At 66.9% G+C, this 24,073-nt stretch carries 24 protein-coding genes; 18 read left to right on the top strand and 6 right to left on the bottom strand.

Translation table 11 applies throughout. The features are described from left to right. The first annotated feature begins 66 nt into the window (after nucleotides 1-66). Entirely contained in the window at nucleotides 67-885 is an 819-nt protein-coding gene (locus G6034_RS03850; RefSeq protein ID WP_176633783.1) for an L-threonylcarbamoyladenylate synthase, read from the top strand. A gap of 83 nt (nucleotides 886-968) precedes the next feature. On the opposite strand, the gene G6034_RS03845 is transcribed toward G6034_RS03850, so the two are convergent. After that, nucleotides 969-1,928, bottom strand: a complete 960-nt coding sequence (locus tag G6034_RS03845) for a glycosyltransferase (protein WP_176633782.1) — start codon at nucleotides 1,926-1,928, stop codon at nucleotides 969-971. A 2-nt stretch (nucleotides 1,929-1,930) separates the two neighbouring features. Beyond that, the gene (locus tag G6034_RS03840; RefSeq protein ID WP_176633781.1) at nucleotides 1,931-2,830 is read right to left on the bottom strand and encodes a glycosyltransferase; all 900 of its coding nucleotides are present in this window, start codon (nucleotides 2,828-2,830) and stop codon (nucleotides 1,931-1,933) included. Between the two features lie 195 nt (nucleotides 2,831-3,025). Between G6034_RS03840 and G6034_RS03835 the strand changes: the two genes are divergently transcribed. The 15 genes from G6034_RS03835 (at nucleotide 3,026) to G6034_RS03765 (ending at nucleotide 18,707) form a co-directional block, all read left to right on the top strand. Further along, nucleotides 3,026-4,900: a polysaccharide biosynthesis protein gene (locus tag G6034_RS03835; RefSeq protein WP_176633780.1), complete on the top strand. Its 1,875-nt coding sequence runs from the start codon at nucleotides 3,026-3,028 to the stop codon at nucleotides 4,898-4,900. Then, on the top strand, nucleotides 4,900-5,943 hold the full coding sequence (locus tag G6034_RS03830; RefSeq protein WP_176633779.1) for an MraY family glycosyltransferase: 1,044 nt from the start codon (nucleotides 4,900-4,902) through the stop codon (nucleotides 5,941-5,943). The genes G6034_RS03835 and G6034_RS03830 overlap by 1 nt, the downstream gene beginning before the upstream one ends. Nucleotides 5,944-6,050: 107 nt before the next feature. Continuing rightward, nucleotides 6,051-6,572: a Cg1360 family ATP-synthase-associated protein gene (locus tag G6034_RS03825; protein WP_246295268.1), complete on the top strand. Its 522-nt coding sequence runs from the start codon at nucleotides 6,051-6,053 to the stop codon at nucleotides 6,570-6,572. Beyond that, nucleotides 6,569-6,892 (top strand): AtpZ/AtpI family protein, encoded by a 324-nt coding sequence (locus tag G6034_RS03820; RefSeq protein WP_176633778.1) that lies wholly within the window; start codon nucleotides 6,569-6,571, stop codon nucleotides 6,890-6,892. The genes G6034_RS03825 and G6034_RS03820 overlap by 4 nt, the downstream gene beginning before the upstream one ends. A gap of 97 nt (nucleotides 6,893-6,989) precedes the next feature. Beyond that, the gene (gene atpB, locus G6034_RS03815; RefSeq protein WP_176633777.1) at nucleotides 6,990-7,784 is read left to right on the top strand and encodes a F0F1 ATP synthase subunit A; all 795 of its coding nucleotides are present in this window, start codon (nucleotides 6,990-6,992) and stop codon (nucleotides 7,782-7,784) included. Between the two features lie 76 nt (nucleotides 7,785-7,860). Continuing rightward, on the top strand, nucleotides 7,861-8,079 hold the full coding sequence (atpE, locus tag G6034_RS03810; RefSeq protein ID WP_113718645.1) for an ATP synthase F0 subunit C: 219 nt from the start codon (nucleotides 7,861-7,863) through the stop codon (nucleotides 8,077-8,079). A gap of 48 nt (nucleotides 8,080-8,127) precedes the next feature. Further along, nucleotides 8,128-8,688 (top strand): F0F1 ATP synthase subunit B, encoded by a 561-nt coding sequence (locus G6034_RS03805; protein ID WP_176633776.1) that lies wholly within the window; start codon nucleotides 8,128-8,130, stop codon nucleotides 8,686-8,688. Then, nucleotides 8,688-9,530 carry a F0F1 ATP synthase subunit delta gene (locus G6034_RS03800; RefSeq protein ID WP_176633775.1) on the top strand — a complete coding sequence of 281 codons (843 nt, stop codon included), beginning with the start codon at nucleotides 8,688-8,690 and terminating at the stop codon, nucleotides 9,528-9,530. Before G6034_RS03805 ends, G6034_RS03800 begins: the two co-directional genes overlap by 1 nt. A 117-nt stretch (nucleotides 9,531-9,647) precedes the next feature. Further along, complete coding sequence (gene atpA / locus G6034_RS03795) at nucleotides 9,648-11,285, top strand: F0F1 ATP synthase subunit alpha (RefSeq protein ID WP_176633774.1); 1,638 nt, start codon at nucleotides 9,648-9,650, stop codon at nucleotides 11,283-11,285. 75 nt (nucleotides 11,286-11,360) lie between these two features. Continuing rightward, nucleotides 11,361-12,254, top strand: a complete 894-nt coding sequence (locus tag G6034_RS03790; protein ID WP_176633773.1) for a F0F1 ATP synthase subunit gamma — start codon at nucleotides 11,361-11,363, stop codon at nucleotides 12,252-12,254. Nucleotides 12,255-12,346: 92 nt separating this feature from the next. Then, nucleotides 12,347-13,801: a F0F1 ATP synthase subunit beta gene (gene atpD / locus G6034_RS03785; RefSeq protein WP_176633772.1), complete on the top strand. Its 1,455-nt coding sequence runs from the start codon at nucleotides 12,347-12,349 to the stop codon at nucleotides 13,799-13,801. A gap of 2 nt (nucleotides 13,802-13,803) precedes the next feature. Then, nucleotides 13,804-14,094, top strand: coding sequence for a F0F1 ATP synthase subunit epsilon (locus G6034_RS03780; RefSeq protein WP_176633771.1), 291 nt, complete (start codon nucleotides 13,804-13,806; stop codon nucleotides 14,092-14,094). A 10-nt stretch (nucleotides 14,095-14,104) separates the two neighbouring features. Next, complete coding sequence (locus tag G6034_RS03775; RefSeq protein ID WP_176633770.1) at nucleotides 14,105-14,536, top strand: DUF2550 domain-containing protein; 432 nt, start codon at nucleotides 14,105-14,107, stop codon at nucleotides 14,534-14,536. Nucleotides 14,537-14,646: 110 nt separating this feature from the next. Beyond that, the gene (locus tag G6034_RS03770; RefSeq protein WP_176633769.1) at nucleotides 14,647-15,999 is read left to right on the top strand and encodes an alpha/beta hydrolase-fold protein; all 1,353 of its coding nucleotides are present in this window, start codon (nucleotides 14,647-14,649) and stop codon (nucleotides 15,997-15,999) included. Continuing rightward, nucleotides 15,996-18,707: a bifunctional lysylphosphatidylglycerol flippase/synthetase MprF gene (locus G6034_RS03765; protein WP_176633768.1), complete on the top strand. Its 2,712-nt coding sequence runs from the start codon at nucleotides 15,996-15,998 to the stop codon at nucleotides 18,705-18,707. The genes G6034_RS03770 and G6034_RS03765 overlap by 4 nt, the downstream gene beginning before the upstream one ends. A gap of 120 nt (nucleotides 18,708-18,827) precedes the next feature. Here G6034_RS03765 and G6034_RS03760 read toward each other — a convergent pair whose 3' ends face one another. The 3 genes from G6034_RS03760 to nucS form a co-directional block, all read right to left on the bottom strand. Beyond that, nucleotides 18,828-19,031 carry a cold-shock protein gene (locus tag G6034_RS03760; protein ID WP_176633767.1) on the bottom strand — a complete coding sequence of 68 codons (204 nt, stop codon included), beginning with the start codon at nucleotides 19,029-19,031 and terminating at the stop codon, nucleotides 18,828-18,830. An 87-nt stretch (nucleotides 19,032-19,118) separates the two neighbouring features. Beyond that, a complete protein-coding gene (locus tag G6034_RS03755; protein ID WP_176633766.1) occupies nucleotides 19,119-20,378 on the bottom strand; it encodes an N-acetylglucosamine-6-phosphate deacetylase in 1,260 nt (419 codons plus the stop codon). 53 nt (nucleotides 20,379-20,431) lie between these two features. After that, the gene (nucS, locus tag G6034_RS03750) at nucleotides 20,432-21,127 is read right to left on the bottom strand and encodes an endonuclease NucS (RefSeq protein WP_176633765.1); all 696 of its coding nucleotides are present in this window, start codon (nucleotides 21,125-21,127) and stop codon (nucleotides 20,432-20,434) included. A gap of 77 nt (nucleotides 21,128-21,204) precedes the next feature. On the opposite strand from nucS, the gene G6034_RS03745 reads away from it, so the two are divergent. Then, entirely contained in the window at nucleotides 21,205-21,552 is a 348-nt protein-coding gene (locus tag G6034_RS03745) for an ATP/GTP-binding protein (protein WP_176633764.1), read from the top strand. A gap of 22 nt (nucleotides 21,553-21,574) precedes the next feature. Further along, nucleotides 21,575-22,384: an alpha/beta hydrolase gene (locus G6034_RS03740; RefSeq protein WP_176633763.1), complete on the top strand. Its 810-nt coding sequence runs from the start codon at nucleotides 21,575-21,577 to the stop codon at nucleotides 22,382-22,384. A 27-nt stretch (nucleotides 22,385-22,411) separates the two neighbouring features. Here the strand turns inward: G6034_RS03740 and G6034_RS03735 are convergent, their stop codons facing one another. Beyond that, complete coding sequence (locus G6034_RS03735) at nucleotides 22,412-23,863, bottom strand: AI-2E family transporter (protein ID WP_425485454.1); 1,452 nt, start codon at nucleotides 23,861-23,863, stop codon at nucleotides 22,412-22,414. Nucleotides 23,864-24,073: the final 210 nt, after the last annotated feature.

Below are 24,073 nucleotides of genomic sequence, written 5' to 3'. Positions count from 1 at the left end.
CGTGGCCATCGAAGCCGTGGAGTTCAATGCCGTGGAGTTCAAATTCCCGCGCCCCTTGATGAAAGAATGGTCAACGTGAGTACCACTTCCTATAACTGCACGAATGACGAACAGCGCACCGAGGGCCTGGCCCACGCCCAAAAGGCCATCACGGCCAAACAGGTCATTGTGATGCCTACGGACACCGTCTACGGCATTGCGGCCGACGCGTTCTCCCCGCAAGCCGTCGCCACCCTGCTCGCCGCCAAGGGCCGCGGGCGGAACATGCCGCCGCCGGTGCTGATCCCGCGCATCGGCACCATGGAAGGGCTTGCCGCGGACATCCCCGACGACGCCCGCAAGCTGGCCGAGAAATACTGGCCCGGGCCCCTGACCCTCATTTTCCATGCCCAGCCGTCGCTGACCTGGGACCTGGGCGACACCGCCGGCACCGTGGCCCTGCGCGTGCCGGACGAGCAGCTGGCCCTTGACCTGCTGACGCTGACCGGTCCGCTGGCGGTCTCCAGCGCCAACCGCACCGGACAGCCTGCCGCGCAAACGGCCCAGGAAGCACGCGAACAGCTGGCCGAATCCGTGGAGGTCTACCTGGAGGGCGGATTCCGCCCGCTCGAAGGCACGGCAGCCGTGCCGTCGACCATCGTCGACGCCACGGGGCTGCGGCTGCGCGTGGTCCGCGAAGGCGCCATTTCGCTGGAACAGATCCAGCGCATGGTTCCCAGCGCACTGGGCCCGGCGGCCGAGCCGGAAATGTGGGAGCCGGCGGTCGCGGAGACCCCGTTGGTTGAGCCGGCGGCCGTTGAGCCGGTTGCACCCGAGCCGGCGGCGGCTGAGCCGGTTGCACCCGAGCCCGTTGAGGCACCTGAGCCCGCCCCAGACGCCAAATAGACGCGTTCTCGCGCCCGTTGCACGGCGGCGGCCCGATCCCGCTCCGGGCCGCCGCGGCTGGGCAACGGCTTGGACCCTGGCGCCTAAATGTCCAGCGCGGGCATGGGCTGCCACTGCCTGTCGGCCAGGATGGGCCGCGAGGCGCGCCAGCCGGACCACAGCCTGCCCGTGCCCCGAAGCGTCCGCTCGACCGCCACGAGGCGGAACAGTTCCTTGGCCGCGGTCAGTGCAGTCCCCAGAGCAAAGCCCACGGGGTGGAAACGACCGTAGGCGCGCAGGTACTGGGCCACCAGCCCGCGGTTGCGCATGACATAGAAGCGGCTCAGGTTGGACGATTCGTTCAGGTGGCGGATGTGCAGGTCCACGCTGCGCAGTTCACGGGCCTTGTGCAGCACGAATTCGTTGACGTACATGACGGGCCGCTGCTGCGCGATCAGCCAGCCATAGACCGCGTCGTCCCAGGTGATGAAGAAGCGCGGATCCGGCAGGCCCACTGACGCCACCGCGTCACGGTGGACCAGCATTCCCTCGAAACACCCCACGTTCGTGGAAAATTCATTGCCGTGGGCAAACACGTCGCCGCGCACCGGCAGGTGGATGCCAAGGAAGTCGCTGAAGTCGTGCTGCCAAAAGAACGGTTCGCCCGCAGTGTCGTAACGGCGGCCCACCAGGGCGTCGTATTTCTCCATCCACGGCCCGAAGGCGCCGATGGCCCCGGGAACCGCGGTGACGTCGTCGTCCATCAGCCACATCCACTGGGCGCCCTCGGCCAGGGCCCGCTCCACGCCGGCGGAGAAGCCCCCTGCGCCGCCCACATTGGTGCCGAGCGCCTGGTGGTGGAGCACGACGGGGGAGGGCAGCGCGCCCAGGCGGTCCCGGGCCGCGGCAATGACCCCGGCGGTCGCGTCGGTGCTGGCGTTGTCCACCACCACCACGGCGTCGGGCGCCGGATCCAGGGCGGCCACGGACTCCAGCAGGTCCGTCAGGAATCCAGCCCGGTTGAACGTGGTGATCACGATGAAAAAGCGGTCACGGCGTCCCACGGCTAAAACTTCTGGTCCTTCAGCGGGCCAAACTTCGCCCCGCGCAGGCCCGCCCAATAGGCGCCGGCCCACTGCGCGAGGCCCTTGGGGTCGCCGCGCTTGAGGAAGTAGAGCGGGTAGCCCACGGCATCGGCCACGAAGGACTTTAGCCTCAGGTGCTTGCGGGTGAGGTAGCCGCGGTTGCGGAAGTAATAGAAGCGCTTGAACGGCGTCTCCGGGACCAGCACATGGAGGCGGTCGCCCACCAGCTCCTTGACCTCGCCCCATCCTGCGGGGTGCGTCAGGGCCACCGTGGTGACCGTGCCGAAGCTGACGTTTGCCTGGCGCAGCCGCAGCATGAAGTCAACCTCGTCGCCGCGGATGAACAGGCGCAGGTCCGGCAGCCCCACCTTGAAAAACACGTCGGAGCGGATCAGCGCGCCGTTGAAGAACTGCCCCACGTTTTCGATCAGGCCCAGCGGCTCCACCACGGAGCGTTCATGCGTCAGGTGCCCGTCCAGGCGGAACGGGAAGGACAGCTTGGACGGCTCGCCCGGGGCGACGATGAGCGGGACCACCACCTCAAGTCCCCGGCTTTCGGCAGCCGCCAACAGTGTCGCCAGGCACGAGGGATCCTCGGGATGGGCGTCGTCGTCCATGATCCACACCCACTCGGCTCCCGAGGCGAGGGCGCTGAGGATGGCGTAGGAGAATCCGCCGGCCCCGCCCAGGTTTGCCTCGGAGCGCAGGTAGGTGACAGGGACGGGCGCGTCCGCGGCGATCTGGTCCACCGGCTGCGTGCCCGCGTCCACCAGCGAAATGGAGTGCGGTGCATGGGTCTGCCGTGCGAGGGCCCCCAGCAAAGTTCGTACGTCCCCTGGCCGGTCAAAGGTGAGCGCAGCCACGGCTACGGTATTTTGCAAGTCCTGGATCCTCTCGGCCGGGGCAGGGGGCACACGGCGCGGGTTGGCAGTGGGTAAGCGCCTGAAGCGATTACTATCTTTAACAGCTACCACTTTAGTACAGCCCGCCTCGAATGGACTGTAGAGCAATTTAGGCGCCACGCGTGTGCCAACCATTAACAGGCAGAAAACGGACTACGAATCACGTTGAATACGATGAGCAGCACAGCAGCAGGGAATTCCGGGGCCGCACCCGCCGAGGGCGACGCCAAGCCGCGCTTGTGGCTGTGGTCGCAGGCGATCCTGGATTCCCTCTCCTGGGCTGCGGCCCTGCTGCTCGCCGTGCTGCTGCGCTACGAGCTGGATGTGCGGCTGATCAATCCCGGCGGGATGGTGCTGCTCATCATCGTGGCGGTGGCCACCCAGCTGATCGCCGGCTGGTCGCTCTCGCTGTACCGCGGCCGCTACACCTTCGGCAGCATCCACGAAGCGCGCGTCCTGGTGGCCACCACCTTGATCGTCGCGGCCGTGACGGCCGTCTTCCTCTTCCTCACGGTCCAGGAAATCCACATTGCCCGCTCCGTCAGCGCCATCGCCTTTCCCTTCGCCGCCCTGATCATGGCGGCCGTCCGCTACGCCAAACGCCTCTACGTTGAGGGCAAGCCCACTTTTGGCGAGGAGGCCCAGAAAACCCTGATCTACGGCGCCGGCTTCCTCGGCAATTCCCTGGTGACCCGCATGGTCCAGGACCCGGAGTCGCCGTACGTCCCGGTGGGCCTCATCGACGACGACACCGCCAAGAAGCACCTGCGCCTGAGCTCCGTCGGGGTCCTGGGCCGGGGGGACGAGCTGCCGGAGATCATCAAGCGGACGAAGTCCACCGTGGTGGTGCTTGCCATGGCGCACCTTGACGCGGGCCGCATCCGCGAAATCTCGGACTCCGTCTCCGGGCTGGGCGTGAAGGTGCTGGTCCTCCCGCCGCTGCAGGAAATGCTCACCTCCAACACCAACCGCGACAACACCGGCGGCCTCACCGACTTCCGCGAGATCGACGTCGAGGACCTGATCGGGCGGCGCCCCGTGGACATCCAGGTCGACCAGATCGCCGGCTACGTCACGGGCAAGCGCGTTCTGGTCACCGGCGCCGGCGGCTCGATCGGCTCCGAACTGTGCCGCCAGCTGCACGGCTTCAACCCGGCCGAGCTGATCATGCTGGACCGCGACGAATCCGGCCTGCAGCACACGCAGCTGTCCATCTTTGGCCACGGCCTGCTCAACGACAACTCCACCGTCCTGGCGGACATCCGCGACAGCGACGCCCTCGACGAAATCTTTGCCAAGCGGCGCCCCGAGGTGGTGTTCCACGCCGCCGCCCTCAAGCATGCGCCGCTGCTGCAGATGTTCCCGAAGGAGGGCTGGCAGACGAACGTCATCGGCTCCCTGAACGTGCTGACCGCCGCCCGCAACGTGGATGTGGAGACGTTTGTGAACGTCTCCACGGACAAAGCCGCAAGCCCCACCACGGCCCTGGGCCACTCGAAGCGCGCGGCGGAAAAGCTGACATCGTGGATGTACGGGGCAACCGGCAAGCGCTACGTTTCCGTCCGCTTCGGCAACGTGATCGGCAGCCGCGGTTCCATGCTGCCCCTGTTCACCGACCAGATCAACAAGGGCGGCCCCGTCACGGTGACGCATCCGGACGTGACCCGCTTCTTCATGACCATCCCCGAAGCCTGCCAGCTGGTCATCCAGGCCGGCGCCATCGGCCACGGCGGCGACGTTCTCATCCTGGACATGGGCGAACCCGTGCGCATCATGGACGTGGCCCGGCGCATGATCGCCATGTCCGGGAAGAAGATCGACATCAAGATCACCGGACTGCGCCCCTCCGAGAAGCTCCATGAGCAGCTCACCGGCGACGACGAGGTCAACAACCCCGACGGCCACCCCAAGATCTCCCACACGCACGCACGCCCCCTTGACCCGGCCGACCTGGACCTGGAGCTGTGGCTCAAGCGCTGCCGCGACGAGGCCGGGGACGCCGCGCCCAGCATTGACGAGTCCGACGGCGACATCGCGGCAGGCGCCTGATGGACGCCTGGCCAGTGGTCGCCGTGGGCGCCGTCGCACTCCTCCTCGCCCTCGGCCTGCCGGCGGCGGTGCGCCCCTTGCTGGTCCGCGCCGGGGTGCTGGACGTGCCCAGCGCCAGAAGCTCGCACCACAAGCCCACCATCCGCGGCATGGGCATTACGACGGCGGTTGCCCTGCCTGCCGCCCTGCTGCTCGCCATCTTCCTCCCGCAGGGAAGCGTTGGCCCGGCCCAGGCGCACGCCACCCTGGTGGTCATCCTGCTGGTCTCGCTCAGCGCCGCCGCCATCGGCTGGGTGGAGGACATCCGCGGACTCGCCATTGGCATCCGCGCCGGCCTGCAGCTGGCGGTCGGCGCCGTCGCCACCGCCGCCGTCGCCGTGATCGACCCCGGGGCCCAGCAGCTGTGGTGGATTCCCGCCGGAGCCGTGGCCGTGGCCGCCTACGTCAACGTCACCAACTTCATGGATGGAATGGACGGCATTTCCGGCACGCACGGGCTGCTGGTGGGCGGCTTTTATGCCTTCGGCGGCGCCGTCACGGGCCACGAGTGGCTGGTGTATGCCGGGGTGGCGATCGCCGCCGCCTTCGCCGGGTTCCTGCCCTGGAACCTGGCCGGGAACAAGGTCTTCATGGGCGACGTGGGCAGCTACCTGCTGGGGGCCTCCATTTCCGTCACCGCCATGGCGGCCTTCCTGGCCCACGTGCCCGTCGAATACATCTTCTCGCCCGTGCTCATCTACCTGGTGGACACCTTTGTCACGTTCCTGCGGCGGCTCCTGGCGGGGGAGCGCTGGTACGCCTCCCACCGCCAGCACGTCTACCAGCGCCTGAACATCGTGGGGCTCAGCCACCTGCAGGCCACCGGCGTGGTCTGCGCCGCCACGGTGGTGGTGGGCGTGCTGGGCATTGTCGCCGCACGGGGCAACAGCCTGGCCCAGGTCGTTGCCACGAGCCTGTGCGTCCTGGTGGTGTTGCTGTACCTGCGCACCCCCACGCTGTTCCAGCGGCACTTCCGCCGGAAGGCCGCGGCGGGGGCCAGGTAGCCGCGGGACGCACCGCGGGGTCACGGAACAGTTCTATCTCATGTAGAATTGTTTCCGGCGAGTTCCGCCCTTGCGTTTCATTGGCTTTCGTGCGAAAAAAGCCTCTCATGAAGAGAGTTTCTATGAAGGATAAGAGTGCCCCCCACGGCGAAGTTCGGGGACCCGTCCAGGTGGCCGGCCCCTCGGCAACCCCCTGGCTCAACATCCTCAACAAGTGCCTGCTGGTGGCCGCCGCCGCCACGGTGGCACTGGCCGCCGCCGCCTTCATCGTGAGCGGCTGGAGCGGTGCCGGCAGCGTGGTCCTCGGCTCCGTCGTGGTGGTGGCCTTCTTTGGTCTGAGCCTGCTGGTGGGGCACGTCTACGGCCGGAAAAACCCCTCGGGCGCCATCGGCGTGTTCATGGTGACATACCTGGTCAAGGTGGTGGGGTTCGCCGTCGTCCTCTTCACCCTGGGCGCCCCCACCTGGCTGAACGGGCCCTGGTTTGCCGCGGCCGGCGTCGTGGTGGTCCTGCTGTGGCAGGGCACCGAGGTGGTCACCTTCAGCCGGCAGCGGCTCCAGCTCTACAACGACCCCGTCGACCCCGTCGAACAGCCGCCCGCGGCCGGATCCGGGCAGGCACCCTCATGACCGGCGGCGGCCCGGCAGAGAGGTATTCCGCCGCCTCCGGCAACCCCGGCAGGCCCGACGGCAACGGCGGATACAACTCCGGGATGATCGTCTTTAGCTATATTATTGGCGGAATTGTCGTCTGGAGTTTGATAGGGTGGGTTCTGGATATTTTGCTCGGAACACACTGGATAGTTCTGGCCGGGGCATTCACAGGTCTTGCCGGCGGTTTCTACTTGTCCTTTGCACGTCGCCTTGGAACGTCGGGGTTCAAGCGCACGAATGAACGGCCATCCGCGCCCGACGACACGTCCGAGGGCCATGGGACTGAGCAGCTGTGACACCACACTTTTTCAATAACGTTGGGGGCATCGGGGCGTCTTCCGCCCGAGTTCCCGAAAATCAGCCCAATTATGGACTCTGCAGAGAGGAAACGCGTTGATCGCGCTTACGCTCCCCGCCCAAGATGGTGGAAGCTTCACCCCGCCCAGCGTCACCAGCCACCTGGCCCCGTTTTTCACCATCGGCGGTTTTGAATTCACCAAGCAGATGGCGCTGGTGCTGCTTTCCGTCGTGATCATCGCCTGGTTCTTCATTGCGGCGGCCCGCAAGGGCCAGCTGGTTCCCGGCCGGCTGCAGTTCGCCGGCGAAATGGCCTATGGCTTTGTCCGCAACTCCGTTGGCAAGGACGTCATCGGCGCCAAGGACTTCAAGAAATATGTGCCGCTGCTGTTCTCGCTGTTCTTCTTCATCCTGCTGAACAACCTCTACGGCACCATCCCGTGGATCCAGCTCCCCAGCTTCTCGCATGTCACCGGCGCCTACTTCCTGGCGCTGCTGGTCTATGTGATCTGGATCGGCGTGGGCGTGAAGGAAAACGGCCTCCGCTACTTCAAGCTGGCCGTGGTCCCCTCCGGCGTCCCGTGGTACATCCTGCCGCTGGTGGTCCCGATCGAGATCATCTCGAACTTCGTGGTCCGCCCCATGACGCACAGCCTCCGTCTCTTCGCCACCATGCTGGCCGGCCACCTGATCGTCTTGATCGCCGGATCCGGCATCGAGTTCCTGATCGCCCAGGAAAGCTGGCTGCTGAAGGGAACCTCCATCTTGGTACTGGCCGGAGCAACGGCCATGTACATGCTTGAAGCGTTGATCATGGTCCTGCAGGCCTACGTCTTTGTCCTGCTGACCGCAATCTACATTGAGGGTGCTGTCCACGCGGACAGCCACTGACCGCACCAAAAGAATTCCCCGCGGGGGATAACTTGAACCAAACAACCTGCCTACGGGCATCTTGAAAGGAAACACAATGACGGGAAATATCAACGGCTCGCTGAACCTCATCGGTTACGGTCTGTCCGCGATTGGTGGAGCCATTGGCGTGGGCCTGGTCTTCGCCGCCTACATCAACGGTGTTGCACGCCAGCCGGAAGCCCAGCGTGTGCTGCAGCCCCTCGCGTTCCTGGGTCTGGCCCTGACCGAAGCCCTCGCCATCCTCGGCCTCGTGTTTGCGTTCGTTCTCAAATAAAGAGAATTACGAACCTTCAACATACGAGTAGAAAAGGACGGGTGAAATATGAATAACCTCATGGTTTTAGCCTCCGCCAACGCGGCGGAAGCAGCGCCCAGCCCTCTGTCCGTCAACTGGTCTGAATTGCTGGTTGTGGCTGTTGGCTTCGCTATTCTCATGTTCATCGTGATCAAGTACGTTGTCCCGATGTTTGAGAAGACCTATGCCGACCGCACCGAAGCCATTGAAGGCGGGATTGCAAGGGCTGAGAAGGCGCAGGCCGAGGCCTCGGCCGCACTCGACGAATACAAGCAGCAGCTGGTTGACGCACGCACGGAAGCAAACCGCATCCGTGAGGAAGCCCGCGCCGAAGGTGCCCAGATTCTGGCGGACCTGAAGGAAAGGGCCGCGTCCGAGTCGGCGCGCATCACGGAGCAGGCGCAGACGGCCATTGCCGCCGAGCGCCAGGCCGCCGTTGTCTCGCTCCGTGCCGAGGTCGGCTCGCTGGCCACCACGCTCGCGGGACGCATCGTGGGCGAGTCCCTGGACGACGACGCCCGCGCCGCCCGAGTGGTGGACCGTTTCCTGGCTGACCTGGAAAAGCAGAGCGAAGGTGCTAGGAAGTAATGGCAGGCGTATCGAGCGAATCGCTGACCACAGCATTGGGCCAGTTGGAAGCGTCGCTTCCGACGGCTTCGCTGTCGTTGGCTCAGGAGCTTTTTTCCATCCTGGCGGTGCTGGACAGTTCGGCCGGCTTGCGCCGGTCGCTCACTGACCCGTCCCGCACGGGTGCTGAGAAGTCGGCACTGGTTGCCGCTCTGGTCAAGGGCAAGGTTTCCGCTGACGCGGCGGCCATCGTTGGCCGTTTGGCTGCAGCGCGCTGGAGCGATGCACGTGACCTTGGCGATGCACTCGAGACCTTGGCCACAACAGTGGTCATTGCCGTTGCAGAAAATCGGAGCGCCTCTGTAAGTTCCGGCAACTCCGTTTCAGGCCTCGACGCCCTGGCGTCGCTGGAGAACGAACTGTTCTCCTTCACCCAGGCCGTTGATTCCAGCCACGAGGTGCAGCGCGCCTTGGTGGAGCCTCAGGCAGGCGAGTCCGCAAAGGCGGAACTGGCATTCAGGCTGGTTCCGGAGGCCAGCGAGGAATCGAAGGTCCTGATCCGCCAGGCCGTGGTCAACCCGCGCGGCCTCAAGACCGTGAAGCTCATCGAGCGTTTCGCCAACCTGGCCGCGGCACGCCAGCAACGCTGGATTGCCGAAGTCACGGTGAGCCGTCCGCTGGACGCCGCGCAGCTCGAACGGTTGCAGCGCGGGCTCAATTCGCTGTATGGGCGCGAGCTGAACGTCAACGTTCGCGTTGACCGCGCAATCATCGGCGGAGTCCGTGTCCGGGTGGGCGACGAGGTAGTGGATGCCTCCGTCTTGGCCCGCCTGGGCGAACTGCGCCGCCAGCTGGCTGGATAGCAGGCAAGGCACAACAAGTAAGAATCCAAACCGCCCGCCCAACAGGGCGGGAATGGTGCGAAAGCTAGGTCACCGTGCAGATGCGGTGATCGCGAAATAGGAGAGCAGGGACTGCAGATGGCCGAATTGACCATCAACGCCGACGACGTCCGTAGTGCGTTGAATGACTTCGCGGCGTCCTACGAACCGGGCAACGCCGAGCGCGTTGAGGTCGGCCGGGTTACCACGGCCGGCGATGGCATTGCCCGTGTGGAGGGTCTTCCCTCCGTCATGGCCAACGAGCTGCTTCGCTTTGAAGACGGCACGCTGGGCCTGGCCCAGAACCTCGACGTCCGCGAGATCGGTGTCATCATTCTGGGTGACTTCACGGGAATTGAGGAAGGCCAGGAGGTTCACCGCACCGGTGAAATCCTGTCCGTCCCCGTGGGCGACGCCTTCCTGGGCCGCGTGGTGGACCCGCTGGGCGCGCCCATCGACGACCTGGGCGACATTGCCGCCGAAACCACCCGTGCCCTGGAACTCCAGGCCCCCGGCGTGACCGAGCGCAAGAGCGTCCACGAGCCCATGCAGACTGGCCTGAAGGCCATCGACGCCATGATCCCGATCGGCCGAGGCCAGCGCCAGCTGATCATCGGGGACCGCCAGACGGGCAAGACCGCCCTGGCCGTCGACACGATCATCAACCAGAAGGCCAACTGGGCCTCCAAGGACGTCAACAAGCAGGTCCGCTGCATATACGTCGCCATCGGCCAGAAGGCCTCCACCATCGCCGCGGTCCGCCAGACCCTGGAGGACCACGGCGCGCTGGAATACACCACCATCGTGGCTTCCCCCGCCTCCGACCCCGCGGGCTTCAAGTACCTGGCCCCCTACGCCGGTTCGGCCATTGGCCAGCACTGGATGTACCAGGGCAAGCACGTCCTGGTGGTCTTCGACGACCTGTCCAAGCAGGCCGAAGCCTACCGTGCCGTCTCCCTGCTGCTGCGCCGCCCGCCGGGCCGCGAGGCCTACCCCGGCGACGTGTTCTACCTGCACTCCCGCCTGCTGGAGCGTTGTGCCAAGCTCTCCGACCAGCTCGGCGCGGGCTCGATGACCGGCCTGCCGATCATCGAAACCAAGGCCAACGACGTTTCCGCCTACATCCCGACCAACGTGATCTCCATCACCGACGGCCAGATCTTCCTGCAGTCGGACCTCTTCAACGCCAACCAGCGCCCCGCTGTCGACGTCGGTGTTTCCGTCTCCCGCGTGGGTGGTGCGGCACAGGTGAAGTCGATGAAGAAGGTCTCCGGTACGTTGAAGCTGGAACTGGCCCAGTACCGCGACATGCAGGCATTCGCCATGTTCGCCTCGGACCTGGACGCCGCCTCCAAGCAGCAGCTGACCCGTGGCGCACGCCTGATGGAACTGCTCAAGCAGGGACAGTACGCGCCGTTCCCCGTGGAGGACCAGGTCGTCTCGATCTGGGCCGGCACCAACGGCTACCTGGACGATGTCCCGGTCCGGGACGTCAGCCGCTTCGAGAAGGAGTTCCTGGAGCACCTGCGCCATGCAACGTCCATCCTGACCACGCTCGCCCAGACGAACGTCATGGCCGACGAAACCGTTGAGGCGCTCAAGAGCGCCATCATCGACTTCAAGGCCGGCTTCTTCGGCGTGGGCGGCAACCAGCTGGTGGGTGCCGGACACGAGGAGCATGGCGCTCTTGCCGGTTCCGAAGTCGACCAAGAGAAGATCGTCAAGCAGAAGCGCTGACCGCCGCCGGCCGGGTCCGGCGGGGCAATGTCCCCGCCGGGCCCGGCTGCCGGATGACTTTAGGAAAGGAAAAGTATGGGAGCCCAGATTCGGGTCTACCGCCAGAAGATTGCATCGACCACCTCGATGCGCAAGATCTTCAAGGCGATGGAACTGATCGCTACCTCGCGCATCGGTAAGGCGCGCACCCGTGTGGCGGCATCCTTGCCCTACTCGAACGCCATTACCCGTGCCGTTTCGGCAGTGGCATCGCAGAGTGTCATCGACCACCCCCTGGTGACTTCACCGGAGCAGGTCCGCCGGGCGGCCGTCGTCATTGTGGCCTCCGACCGAGGCCTCGCGGGTTCCTATTCCGCCAGCGTCCTCAAGCAGGCCGAACAGCTCACCGGGCTGCTCGGCTCGGAGGGCAAGGAAGTTTCCTACTTCCTGGTCGGCCGCAAGGCGCAGGCGTACTTCGACTTCCGTGAGCGCAGCTATGCGCGCGTCTGGACCGGTGGCACGGATGCCCCCGAGTTCGGCACAGCCAAGGAGATTGCCCAGGCAGTCCTGGAAGCCTTTGCCACGGAATATGAACGGGGCGGGGTGGATGAAATCCACATCGTTTCCACGCGCTTCCAGTCGATGGTCGTGCAGGTTCCGCAGGTTGTCCGCCTTCTGCCCCTGGAAGTGGTCGAAGAGCAGGCAGCAAGCGAGTCCGACCTTCTTCCGCTGTACGAGTTCGAACCCGAGCCGGCACAGGTGCTTGACACCCTGCTTCCGCGGTACATCGAATCGCGCATCTTCAATGCGCTGCTCCAGGCCGCGGCAAGTGAACTTGCCGCACGCCAGCGCGCCATGAAGTCGGCGGGGGACAACGCCACGGACCTGATCAAGAAGTACACACGACTGCGCAACACGGCCCGCCAGGCCGAAATCACCCAGGAACTGTCCGAGATTGTGGCCGGTGCCGACGCGTTGAACGCGTCCTAGCACAGCCGCCGTCGCGGTGCCGGCCCCGGCCGGCACCGTTCCTGACACCGATAGACTTAACCCCACGCCATCTACTGATTGAAGTGAGAGAGATGACTGCCACTACTACAGAGCAGGTAGCCGCCAAGGCTGGTGCCGTTGGACGCATTGCCCGCGTCATTGGCCCCGTCGTTGACGTAGAATTCCCCGCGGGCTCCATCCCCGGCATCTACCACGCGCTCGAAGCCGAGCTCACGCTCGCCGGCGAGACGCGCACCATCACGTTTGAAACCGCGTTGCACCTCGGTGACAACCTGGTCCGCGCGATCTCCCTGCAGGCCACCGACGGACTTGTCCGCGGCACGTCTGTCAGGGACACCGGCGCCCCGATCTCCGTCCCTGTCGGCGACGGCGTCAAGGGCCACATCTTCAACGTCCTGGGCAAGCCCCTGGACATTGCGGAGTCGGAGCTGACCACCACGGAGCGCTGGCCCATCCACCGCAAGGCCCCGTCGTTCGCGACCCTCGAGGGCTCCACGCAGATGCTCGAGACCGGCATCAAGGTGATCGACCTTCTCACCCCCTACATCCAGGGTGGAAAGATCGGCCTGTTCGGCGGCGCCGGCGTTGGCAAGACCGTGCTGATCCAGGAAATGATCACCCGTGTCGCCCGCAACTTCGGCGGCACCTCCGTGTTCGCCGGTGTTGGCGAGCGCACCCGCGAGGGCAACGACCTCTGGGTTGAAATGGAAGAGGCCGGGGTTCTCAAGGACACCGCGCTGGTGTTCGGCCAGATGGATGAGCCGCCGGGAACGCGCCTTCGCGTGGCCCTGTCCGCGCTGACCATGGCGGAATACTTCCGCGATGTGCAGAACCAGGACGTGCTGCTCTTCATCGACAACATCTTCCGCTTCACGCAGGCCGGCTCGGAAGTTTCCACGCTGCTGGGCCGCATGCCCTCCGCCGTGGGCTACCAGCCCAACCTTGCCGACGAGATGGGACTCCTGCAGGAGCGCATCACCTCGACCAAGGGCCACTCGATCACGTCCATGCAGGCCATTTACGTCCCTGCCGACGACTACACCGACCCGGCCCCGGCCACGACGTTCGCCCACCTGGACGCCACCACCGAGCTCTCCCGTGAAATTGCCTCACGTGGCCTGTACCCGGCCGTTGATCCGCTGACGTCCACGTCGCGCATCCTCGACCCGCAGTACATCGGCCAGGCGCACTACGACACCGCCGTGCGCGTGAAGCAGATCCTGCAGAAGAACAAGGAACTCCAGGACATCATCGCCATCCTTGGCGTGGACGAACTCTCCGAAGAGGACAAGATCGTCGTGGCACGCGCCCGCCGCATCCAGCAGTTCCTCTCGCAGAACACGTACACGGCCAAGCAGTTCACCGGCGTCGAAGGCTCCACGGTCTCCATCAAGGACACCATTGAAGGCTTCACGGCGATCTGCGACGGCGACGTTGACCACATCGCGGAGCAGGCGTTCTTCAACGTCGGCGACATGACCGACGTCGAACGCCAGTGGGCCAAGATCCAGGAATCGACCAAGTAACCATGGCCGAACTGGAAGTTGAAATCGTCGCAGCGGACCACCATGTGTGGGCCGGTGCTGCGAAGATGGTCAAGGCGCGCACGTCCGACGGCGAGATCGGCATCCTTCCGGGCCACTCGCCCCTGCTGGCCATTTTGGCGGAGGGTGAACTGGCCATCGAGCCCGTCAATGGCGCCCGCATGGCGGTGGCCGTGGACGGCGGCTTCTTCTCGGTTGACAAGGACCGGGTGGTGATCGTTGCCGACAACGCGCAGTTGCAAGACGGCGCAGCGTCAACCGCAGGGATCCACTAGCAATCCATTGATGAACGAACTCGGCATTCCGTTCATCGTCCTGGCAGCGATATTCCTGCTGGTCATCATGGCACTGTGCCTGTTTGGGGTGCGCCGCTTTCAACTGCGGCGCGCCCTGGGCACCGTGGACGCCTCCATCCGCGTCAGGGGAAACCGCTGGCAGATGGGGGTTTGCCGCTATCAGGAGTCGGACCTTGAATGGTTCCGGCTCCTTTCGTTAAGCCCCATTCCACGCCGGAGGATGGTGCGCAGCGCCATTGAACTGGTGGGCCGCCGCCAGCCCACCGAGACGGAGCTGACGCGGGTTCCGCCGGACACCGTCATCGTCACCCTGTCCTACAAGGGCGAGGAGGTGCTGCTGGCGATGAAGTTCGGCGCCTATGCCGGCCTGTCCTCCTGGCTTGAGGCCGGGCCCGTGGTGGGCATTGGAACGTGGAGGTAGGCTCCAGAACATTCCCAGCAATCGGCGCTAGCATCACCATGTTGCCCGATAGAACATGCGGGACTGGCGGAAAAGGGCAAGCTGTGCACGTATTGACATGGTTCTATGGGTTGAGCCTGGCGTCAGGGCTGATTCCCGTGGCGGCCTTCGGGCTGGGGGCCGTGGCCCTTGCGTACCTGCTCGTCAGGCGCTCGCGCCGCTGGTGGCTGTTCGCCCTGCTGAGCGCCGTGGCTTCCGGGGCCTTGGCCCTACTGGCCGGCTGGGCCGTCATCCACGTCTGGTACTGGTGGCCCGAGGACCTGCCCGCCACCGTCATTGCCTGCGTCGGCTTCGGCATTTGGGGCCTTGTCCTGGGACTGACGACGGCGTTCCTTGGCCTGGGCGGGCTCCTTCGCCGCGGCGCGGCCCAGGGGCGGCAGCGCCACGGGGTCCGGCCGCGGGCCGGGCGGACCAGCGTGCCGCGGGCGATGCTCGCGGTGGCGGCCGCCGTGGTGGTCCTGGCCGTCAGCGCACTGCAGGTGAACGTCTACTTTGGCGAATACCCCACCGTGGGAAGCCTCATCCACGGGGACCCGGCCCTGGCGCGGGGGATCCCGCACTTCCTGCAGAAAAAGGCCGCCGACCGGTACCGCCTGCTGCCCGCGAAGGACGGCTGGGTGGAGCCCAGGAAGATGTCCGCAGGCGAATTCCGGCAGGTCGACATTCCCGGCAAGGTCTCCGGCTTCCGCGCGCGCCCCGGCGTGGTGTACCTGCCGCCGGCCTACTTTACGCCGCATCCGCCGGTGCTCCCTGTGGTGGTCCTGGTCACCGGGCAGCCCGGATCGCCGGACAACTGGCTGGTGTCGGGGCACCTGGGCCAGATCATGGAATCCTATGCGCACGCCCACCACGGGCTCGCCCCGGTGGTGGTCATGCCGGACGCCAATGGCAGCCAGGAAGCCAACACCATGTGCATGAACTCCGCCCTCGGCAGGGTGGACACCTACATGGCAGTGGACGTGCCTCATTGGATCACGAACACCCTGAACGTGGACACCAACCACGAGCACTGGGCGGTGGCCGGCTTCTCCTACGGTGGCACGTGTGCCATGCAGATGGTCACCCGGCACCCCAACGTCTACCGGACCTTTGCGGCGATTTCCGCCGAGCTCGAGCCGGCCCTGACGGCCAATCGCGCGGTGACCGTCCAACGGGCGTTCCACGGCAACACGGCGGCGTTCGACGCCGTGGTGCCGATGACGCTGCTGGAGCGCCGCAGCTATCCGACCATCCATGGGTGGTTTGCCACGGGCGCCCAGGATGCCGTCTACACGCGTTACGCGCAGGAGCTTGCGACAGCCGCGCACAAGGCTGGCATGACGGTTGAGCGGACCACCTTTCCGGGCGGGCACTCCTGGGTGATGGTCACCGAGGCGTTGCCCTCCGCGTTCAGCTATCTCGGTGCCCGCCTGGGGCTGCAATGATCGCAGCGCTGGCCGGCTGGGTGCGGCGGACGCCTTTCACCCTGGCCGTCATGGCGGCCACGGTGGTGGTGGTGCTCGGAACGCGGACGTTCCTGCACCCCCTCCCGCGGGCAGCCGCCGGTGCGGCGGGGCTGCAGTCCACGGATCTGACCACGGGGCAGTGGTGGTCCTTCATCACCACCATTTTCCTGACCGCCGGGCCCGTGGGGCTGCTGGCCGGGCTCGCCGTCCTGGCCGGTGTGTTGGGCCTGGCCGAGATGACAGTTGGTACGTGGCGGGCGGCCGCCCTCTTCTTCTCCACCCAGCTGGCCGCCGCCGTCGTGTTTACCGGCGTCGTGCAGCTGGGCGGTGCGGTGGGCATTGAATGGCTCGGCGGCATGCGCGAGGCGACGCTGATGGGTCCCTTTGCGGCGTCGGCCGGTGCCCTGATGGCGGCAAGCCGTCTGGTCAGCCTCATGTGGCGCCGCCGGATGCGGTCCCTGACACTTGGCATCGCGCTGATGCTCACCCTCTACGTGGGGCATGCCCAAAACCTCTTCATTCTGGTGGGTGCCGTCACCGGCCTGGTGCTCGGCATGGCCGTCTTCCCGGCCCGGACCACCTCCTATGTGGCACGCTCCACCAGCCGCGAAACACGCACCAACCTGGCCATCGTGGTGGCCGTCTTCGCCGTGGGGCCGCTCATGGCTGCCGTGGCGCACATTCCGGTCGGGCCCCTCGCCGGACTGCGGAACCTGGTGGTCAACCCGGTGCCCAGCGTCAGGCAGCTCCAGGCCGCCTGCACGCCGTTGGAGGAGTCCTGCCAAGGGCTTGGGCATGGCATCGGCCTGTGGGGCCCGGGCGGGCACCTGCTGGCGCTGGCACCCATGCTCCTGCTCCTGGCGTGCGCCGAGGGGCTGCGCCGCGGGAACCGGCTGGCGCTGTGGATGGCCGTCTACCTGCACCTGGTGATAGGCGTCATGAGCGGTTTTTACCTTCAGGTGTTTGCCGGGTTCGGGCTGCCGCTGCTGCGGGGGCGCAGGGTGCTGAGCATCAGCAGCTCCATGTGGGAGATCCTCCCCGTGGTGCTGGTGCCGTTCATCATTGCCGCGTTCCTGGTTGCCAGGCGCCGGCACTTCCACATTGACCCGAACCCCGCGCTGCGGCGCAGGTCCATAGCGCTGCTGCTGCTGATGCTCGGCGTGTTCGTGGTGCTTTATGCCGCCGCCTGGTACGCGGAAGGCAACGAACTGGGCCAGTATGGATTCATCGGCCTTTTTGCCAGCCTGCCGCGCGTGCTGCTGCCGTACCCCTTCCCCTTCAGCTACGGCGCCGCTGTCTACCCCCACGGCTTCTTCACGACGCTGCTGTTCAGCATGGGCGGCGCCGTGCTGTGGACTGCCAGCGTGGTGGTGGTGCTGGCCCTGTTCCTGAGCCGGCGCGTGGTTGCCGGCCCGGCTGGTGCCGACAGGGCGGCCGCCGCGGAACTGGTGCGCCGCGGCGGGGACTCGTTGTCGTGGATGGCGCTGTGGCCCGGCAACCAGTATTGGTTCACGCCCGACGGCACGGGCGGATTTGCCTACCAGGTGCATTTTGGGGTTGCCGTGACAGTGGGCGGGCCCCTGGGCGGGCCGGCCGGCCGGGCGGCCGCCGTGGACGGCTTCATCGACTACTGCGCCGAACAGTCCCTGACTCCGTGCTTTTATTCGCTCACGGATGAATCCTGGGAGGCGCTGCGGCGCCGCGGCTTCCGCCGCGCCGCCGTGGCCACCGAAACCCTGCTGGACATTTGCGCCCTGGAATTCAAGGGCAAGGAATGGCAAAACGTGCGCACCGCGCTCAACAAGGCGGCAAAGCTGCAGATAAATGCCACATGGCACAAATACTCCACGCTCAGCACCGGGCTGCGCACCCAAATCCATGAAATCTCCGAGGACTGGGTTTCCGGGCGGGCGCTGCCGGAACTGGGATTTACGCTGGGAGGGGTCGAGGAGTTGAAGGACGACAACGTCCAGATCTGCCTGGCCGTCGATTCCACCGGCGGCGTCCACGGGGTCACCAGCTGGCTGCCGGTCTTTGCGGATGATGCCGTGGTCAGCTGGACGCTGGACTTCATGCGGCGCAAGGACGATGCCTTCAAGGGCGTGATGGAATTCCTGATCGCCGAGGCCGTGCTCCACTTCCGTGGGGAGGTGGAGTACATTTCCCTGTCCGGCTCACCCCTTTCCGTCCACGCACCGGACGATCCTGCCCCCGGCGTCCTGCACGGGCACCAGGCCACCGGAGTCCTGCACGAGGCCACGGGCGTCCTGCACGAGGCCACGGGCGTCCTGCACGAGGCCGGGCGGGCGAAGGGCCGCGGCACGGGGATGGGCCTGACCGCGGGCGAGGGTCCCACCGCGGGCGAGGGTCCCACCGCGGGCGAGGGCAGCGGCACCGGGGCGGGCGGCGGAGCGTCGGCGGCTGCGCCCGCGGCCGTGCATCCACTGGTGGCGCTGGAGGGGACCTCCATGGAAAGGATCCTGGCCGTGCTCGCCCGGACGCTGGAGCCGGCCTACGGCTTCGCATCGCTGGCCAAATTCAAGAAACGTTTCCAGCCCCGGCACCGGACGCTTTACATGGCGTATCAGGACCCCCTGTCGCTGCCGGCCATCGGCCGCGCCGTGGGGGAGGCCTACATGCCCAACGTCTCGGTCCGGGAACTGACGCGGCTGCTGCGCAGGGCATAGCCCGGATCCCGCGGGCGGGCGTCGCGGCGGATCCTCCGCCGGACGTTCCGGGGGGCAGGACGGGACGGGAAAGGGCCCCCGGCAGCCGTGCCGGGGGCCCTTGTCCTGCAGTGCGCGGTGCTACAGCGTGGTGACGCCTGTGGCCTGCGGGCCCTTGGCCCCCTGGCCGATTTCAAATTCGACGCGTGCATTTTCTTCCAGCGTCTTGAATCCGCCGCTTTGGATTTCCGAATAGTGGACGAACACATCACCCTCGGCATTGTCCGGGGTAATAAAGCCGAATCCCTTTTCAGCGTTGAACCACTTGACGGTTCCCTGTGCCATTGCTTCTCCTCATAAATGTACTGTCCATGCCAGACACGACCTAGCATGGCATGCATCACAAATCAGGTCAACGAAATACGCCGGCCTTTACCCGTCAAGCGCGTGGTCGAGCCACACGCCGGCCCGCATCACCCGCTGGAGTTCCAGCCCGCCGTCAACCACCACGGCGTCCGCGCGCAGGCCCCGGCGCAGGGAGCCCACCTCGTCGGTCAGGCCCAGCACCTCGGCCGGGACCGAAGTGGCGGACTGCAGCGCGTCGCCCAGCGCGACTCCGGCGTTCACGGTGCGCCGCACCACGTCGAGCAGGGTTGCGGTGCCGCCGGCGATCGAACCGGTGGCGTCCAGGGTGGCCACGCCGTCCTTCACCGTGACGGGCGAGGGCCCCAGCATGTACTGGCCGTCGGCAAGTCCGGCGGCGGCCATGGAATCGGTGACCAGCACGATGTTGGCGGCGCCCACCAGCGCGAACACCGTGGCGACGATTTCCGGGGCCAGGTGGGTGTTGTCGGCCACGAGCTCGACGGCGGCATCGCCCGCCCTGGCTGCCCGCAGGCACGCCGCAACGGGGCCGGGAGAGCGGTGGTGCATGGGCGGCATGCCGTTGAAAAGGTGCGTGACCGTGGGGCGCCCGGAGACGCCGTCGAACCCGGCGGAGTCAAGACCGTCCCGGGCCTGGGCCAGGGACTCGGCGGCCGTGGCGGTGTCGCAATCGGTGTGGCCCAGCGACGGGGTGATGCCGTGTGCGGTCAGCAGGTCCACCAGCTCGGCGGCGCCCTCCAGCTCCGGGGCGTAGGTCATGGTGGCGATGGCGCCCTGGCCCGCCTCGATCAGCGCGGCCGTCAGCTCCAGGTCCGGCTTGAGCAGGAAGTCCGGGTTTTGGGCCCCGCACCGGGCGTGGGAGAGGAAGGGGCCCTCCAGGTGGATGCCGGCGAGCAGGCCCTCGGACGCCATTTTGGCGAAGACGCCGATCCCCTTCAGGAGGTCTTCCGGCGCGGCGGTGACCATGCTGGCCAGGAGCGTGGTGGTGCCGGACCGGTGCAGGAACTCCACCGCGGTGCGGGCCGAGGCCTCGTCGCCGCTGGGGAAGTCGCCGCCGTTGCCGCCGTGGTTGTGGACATCCACCAGTCCCGGAATGATGCGGTGGCCGTCCGGGAGCGTGATGACGTTGGCCGGGTCAACGTCGGCGGGCCCAAAGCCGGGCTCGTCAAAGTGGTCGGCGCGGCCGGCGTAGGCGATCCGGCCGCCCTCGACTGCGAGCAGCCCGCGCTCCACCAGGCCGCGGTCGGTGAAAACGGGGCCGTAGACCATGATCTTTGCGGGCCGGGGGGCGGCAGTGGGTTCGCTCATGTGTCCAAGTCTAGACAATCCCGTCCGCCGGCCTGCCGCCGCCCTCCGCGGTGCTAAAAGAGCCGCGACGCGCTGTCGTCCACGCCGCGCATGGCGTCATAGTCCAGGGTCAGGCATTCGATGCCCCGGTCCTCCGCGAGCACGCGCGCCTGGGGCTTGATCTGCTGGGCGGCAAAGATGCCCCGGACGGGGGCCAGCCGGGGGTCCCGGTTGAGCAGTTCCAGGTAGCGGGTGAGCTGTTCGACGCCGTCGATGTCGCCCCGGCGCTTGAGCTCAATGGCCACGGCCGCGCCCCCCGCATCCCGTGCAAGGATGTCCACCGGGCCGATGGCCGTGAAGTACTCCCGCCGCACCAGCGTGAAGCCGCTGCCCAGCAGTTCAATCTGGTCAGCCAGCAGCCGCTGCAGATCGGCCTCTACCCCGTCCTTGATCAGGCCGGGGTCGGTGCCGAGGTCGTGGCTGGACTCGTGGATGTGTTCATGGATGTTGATGATGAGCTTGTCGTCAGCCTTGGTGGACTGCACCACCCACTGCTCCACCACGCCGTCCTCCAGCTCCGCGTCCGCGGCGGCGACCGTGCGCAGGGTGGCAGGCGGGCTCATCCAGTTCAGCGGTTTGTAGGAACCGCCGTCGGAGTGGACCAGCACGGAACCGTCCGCCTTGACCAGCAGCAGGCGCACGGCGAGGGGAAGATGGGCCTTGAGGCGGCCGACGTAGTCGACGGAGCACTTGGCAATCACTAAACGCACGCCCTCAACAATAGCCGCATCGCCGCCGGGTCCCGGCGATTTGGGTGCCGCCGGGCCCCGTGCGGCACAATGGTTGCATGCCCCGCTCAAACCATCCGCGCCGCCGTCGCGCCTCCCCGGCACGGGGAACGGCCGCCGGAAACGGCGCCCCGTCCGCGGACGGGGAGCTCGAGCTGGACCGGGCCCGGCTGGGCATCCCGGAGCGGGAGTCGGCGCCGGACGGCGAATGGTCGGTGCGCACCATCACGGCCCGGAACGCGCAGAAGGAATACACCTGCCCGGGCTGCAACCACCCCGTCCAACCCGGCCTGGCCCACCTGGTGGTGTGGCGGGAGGACGCCCTGTTTGGGGCCGAGGCCGGCCTGCGGGACCGGCGCCACTGGCACACCAACTGCTGGCGGGGGCGCAGCTACCGCTACAGGTAGGGGTTTTCGATAGGCTTGAGCCATGTCTTCCGATCCTGCGACCCTTGACGTTTCCGAACCCGGCGCGCCCGTTGCCGTCCGCGCGTCCACCGTGCTCCCGGCCCAGCGGGAAAACTTTGAGCTGACGACGGCGGACGGCCTCACCCTGGTGGGCGAGCTGGCGCTGCCGGCCGACGGCGTGGTCCGGGCAACGCTGATCACCCTCCACCCGCTGCCCACGCACGGCGGCTTCATGGACTCGCACGTGTTCAAGAAGGCGTCGTACCGGCTGCCGGCGATGGCCGGAATTGCCGTGCTGCGCTTCAACACGCGCGGGACGTCGTCCCCGCGCGGCACCAGCGCCGGCGCCTTTGACGGCGGCGTGGGCGAGCGGCTGGACCTGGAGGCCGCGGTGCAGTTTGCCGCGGACCGCGGGCTGCCGAACCGGTGGCTGGTGGGCTGGTCCTTCGGCACGGAGCTGGTGCTCAAGTACGGAGCCCTGGCCCCCGTGGCCGGCCTTGTGGAAGGCGCCGTGCTGCTCTCGCCGCCGCTGCACCGGGCCGGCGACGCCGACCTGGCCGCGTGGGCTGCCGGCGGCCTGCCGCTGGCCGTGCTGGTGCCGGAGTTTGACGACTACCTCCGGCCCGAGGAAGCGCGCGCACGCTTTGCGCTGGTCCCGCAGGCCCGGCTGGTGCCGGTCGCCGGCGCAAAGCACCTGTGGGTGGGCGAGAAGTACGTGGTGCGGGCGCTGGATGAAATTGCGTCGACCGTGCTGGGCCGGGCAGTGGCGCTGCCCGGCGAGTGGCCGGGGGCCGTCGGCCGCGGGCCAGCAGTCTCCGGCGGTCGAGCCTGACAGACCCCGCCCGGCGTGCGGCCCGCGCTAGATCTTGTCCTGCCGGACCACGAACACTTCCTTGACGAGCAGCATCACGGCGGCGGCCGTCGGGATGGCGATCAGGGCGCCGAGCACGCCCAGCAGGCTGCCGCCGGCAATGACCGAAATGACGGCGACGGCGCCCGGCACGGCCACGGCCTTCTGCATGATGCGGGGCGAGACGAAGTAGGCCTCAAACTGCAGGTAGGAGAAGTGGCAGATGGCGTAGATGACGGCTGTCTGCCACCCAAGTGTCAGGCTTACGGCCGTCACCACCACTGCCGCCAGCATGCCGCCCACCAGCGGGATGAAGGCAAGGAGCGCCACCACAAATGCGAGGAGAACGCTGAACGGCACGTGCAGGATGCTCATGACGATGAAGGCAAACGCGGCATCCAGCACCGCCACACAGGCCTGGCCGATCACGTAGTTGCCCACGCTCCGGGTGATTTCCTCGCTCAGCTCCTCCACCCGGGCGCGGCGTGAACGTGGAGCCAGCCGGTACCCCCACTTCTTGATCGAGGGCATGGAGGCCAGAAAATACAGGCTCAGGACCAGCACAATGAGCGTGCCGAACAGGCCGTTGACGATAGTGGTACCAACACCCACCGCGCCGCCAAAGAGGCCGCCCACGCTCTGCGCGCTTTGCAGGAACTTGGCCACCTGAGCGTTGACGGTGTCCACCACGTGGTACTGAACGTCCAGCTGGTGGAACAGGTCGGAACTGAGGAAGTCGTTGATCCAGATGGGTACCTTGACAAAGAGCTGGGTGGTCTGGTCAACGATCGTAGGGATGAGAGTGGCGAAGAAGATGGCCACCAGGCCCAGTAAGACCACGAGAGTCAGCACAATGCCCAGCGGCCGCGGCACCTTCCGTGCCTCCAGCCACCGCACCACGGGGTCCAGCCCCAGCGCGATGAACAGGGCCGTGACAATCCACAGCAGCAGCTGCGTGGTGTTCGCCATGATGTAGTTCAGGAACAGGGCGATCCCCACGCCCACCGTCCCCATGAACCCGAAGTAGATGGGGTGGCGGAACATGCCGCCCGACGGCGGGATGGCGGGAGCGACGCCTGCGGCCTCGGCCGATTCGGACGGCAGGGCGAAGCGGACGCGGGGCTGGGCCCCGGGCAGCGGCTGCCTGACCCTCGCGGCCAGCCACGCCCGCCATCCGCCGGCCGCCGCCGGTGATCCAAGGGGCGGGTGCGGGGCCGGACCCCCCCGCGGTGTGCCGGCGTCCCGTCCCCCCGTGCCCCCGCCGCCGGGGGAATCGTGCACGGGTGCGCCTGTTCTCGTGGTCCCGGGCAGCGGAGTGCCGGGCACCGGAGCGCCGGGTGCCGGGGACGGCGCCGGGGTGGAGCCGGACTCGCGTGGTTCCGTGCCGGCGTCGTTCTCCAGCGGGGAGCCGCCGGCCGCGGGACCCTGCTCGGGTGCGTCGTTTTCAGGAGAGGAACTCAAGGGTGGCTGCCTTCGTGAGCGGGAGCGGGAAAGCTGCCCACGCCCGGGTTGTCCATGGTGAATCGACATTATCAGCGGCAGCGGCCGGCGGCGGCCATTTACCGGCCATTTTCCGGACGCGATCAGGCCGGGCCGGCCTGTTCGGGCGGCCGGGCGCGGTGCCGGAAGGAGTGAGAGTTTCCTCGCAAAACGGGGCCAAAGATAACGGTT

This window comes from Arthrobacter wenxiniae, from assembly GCF_013376105.1.
Taxonomy (GTDB): Bacteria; Actinomycetota; Actinomycetes; order Actinomycetales; family Micrococcaceae; genus Specibacter; species Specibacter wenxiniae.
This window is presented reverse-complemented; position numbering and strand designations above follow the sequence as displayed.

What these genes read in the sequence shown, in the direction of transcription:
- G6034_RS03820 (WP_176633778.1), top strand. Translation starts at nt 6,569, where the DNA reads ATGACCGGCGGCGGCCCGGCAGAGAGGTATTCCGCCGCCTCCGGCAAC.
- G6034_RS03745 (WP_176633764.1), top strand. Translation starts at nt 21,205, where the DNA reads ATGCCCCGCTCAAACCATCCGCGCCGCCGTCGCGCCTCCCCGGCACGG.
- G6034_RS03755 (WP_176633766.1), bottom strand. Translation starts at nt 20,378, where the DNA reads ATGAGCGAACCCACTGCCGCCCCCCGGCCCGCAAAGATCATGGTCTAC.
- G6034_RS03775 (WP_176633770.1), top strand. Translation starts at nt 14,105, where the DNA reads ATGAACGAACTCGGCATTCCGTTCATCGTCCTGGCAGCGATATTCCTG.
- G6034_RS03790 (WP_176633773.1), top strand. Translation starts at nt 11,361, where the DNA reads ATGGGAGCCCAGATTCGGGTCTACCGCCAGAAGATTGCATCGACCACC.
- atpA (WP_176633774.1), top strand. Translation starts at nt 9,648, where the DNA reads ATGGCCGAATTGACCATCAACGCCGACGACGTCCGTAGTGCGTTGAAT.
- G6034_RS03805 (WP_176633776.1), top strand. Translation starts at nt 8,128, where the DNA reads ATGAATAACCTCATGGTTTTAGCCTCCGCCAACGCGGCGGAAGCAGCG.
- G6034_RS03765 (WP_176633768.1), top strand. Translation starts at nt 15,996, where the DNA reads ATGATCGCAGCGCTGGCCGGCTGGGTGCGGCGGACGCCTTTCACCCTG.
- G6034_RS03760 (WP_176633767.1), bottom strand. Translation starts at nt 19,031, where the DNA reads ATGGCACAGGGAACCGTCAAGTGGTTCAACGCTGAAAAGGGATTCGGC.
- atpE (WP_113718645.1), top strand. Translation starts at nt 7,861, where the DNA reads ATGACGGGAAATATCAACGGCTCGCTGAACCTCATCGGTTACGGTCTG.
- G6034_RS03800 (WP_176633775.1), top strand. Translation starts at nt 8,688, where the DNA reads ATGGCAGGCGTATCGAGCGAATCGCTGACCACAGCATTGGGCCAGTTG.
- G6034_RS03830 (WP_176633779.1), top strand. Translation starts at nt 4,900, where the DNA reads ATGGACGCCTGGCCAGTGGTCGCCGTGGGCGCCGTCGCACTCCTCCTC.
- G6034_RS03825 (WP_246295268.1), top strand. Translation starts at nt 6,051, where the DNA reads ATGAAGAGAGTTTCTATGAAGGATAAGAGTGCCCCCCACGGCGAAGTT.
- G6034_RS03740 (WP_176633763.1), top strand. Translation starts at nt 21,575, where the DNA reads ATGTCTTCCGATCCTGCGACCCTTGACGTTTCCGAACCCGGCGCGCCC.
- G6034_RS03780 (WP_176633771.1), top strand. Translation starts at nt 13,804, where the DNA reads ATGGCCGAACTGGAAGTTGAAATCGTCGCAGCGGACCACCATGTGTGG.
- G6034_RS03850 (WP_176633783.1), top strand. Translation starts at nt 67, where the DNA reads ATGGTCAACGTGAGTACCACTTCCTATAACTGCACGAATGACGAACAG.
- G6034_RS03835 (WP_176633780.1), top strand. Translation starts at nt 3,026, where the DNA reads ATGAGCAGCACAGCAGCAGGGAATTCCGGGGCCGCACCCGCCGAGGGC.
- atpD (WP_176633772.1), top strand. Translation starts at nt 12,347, where the DNA reads ATGACTGCCACTACTACAGAGCAGGTAGCCGCCAAGGCTGGTGCCGTT.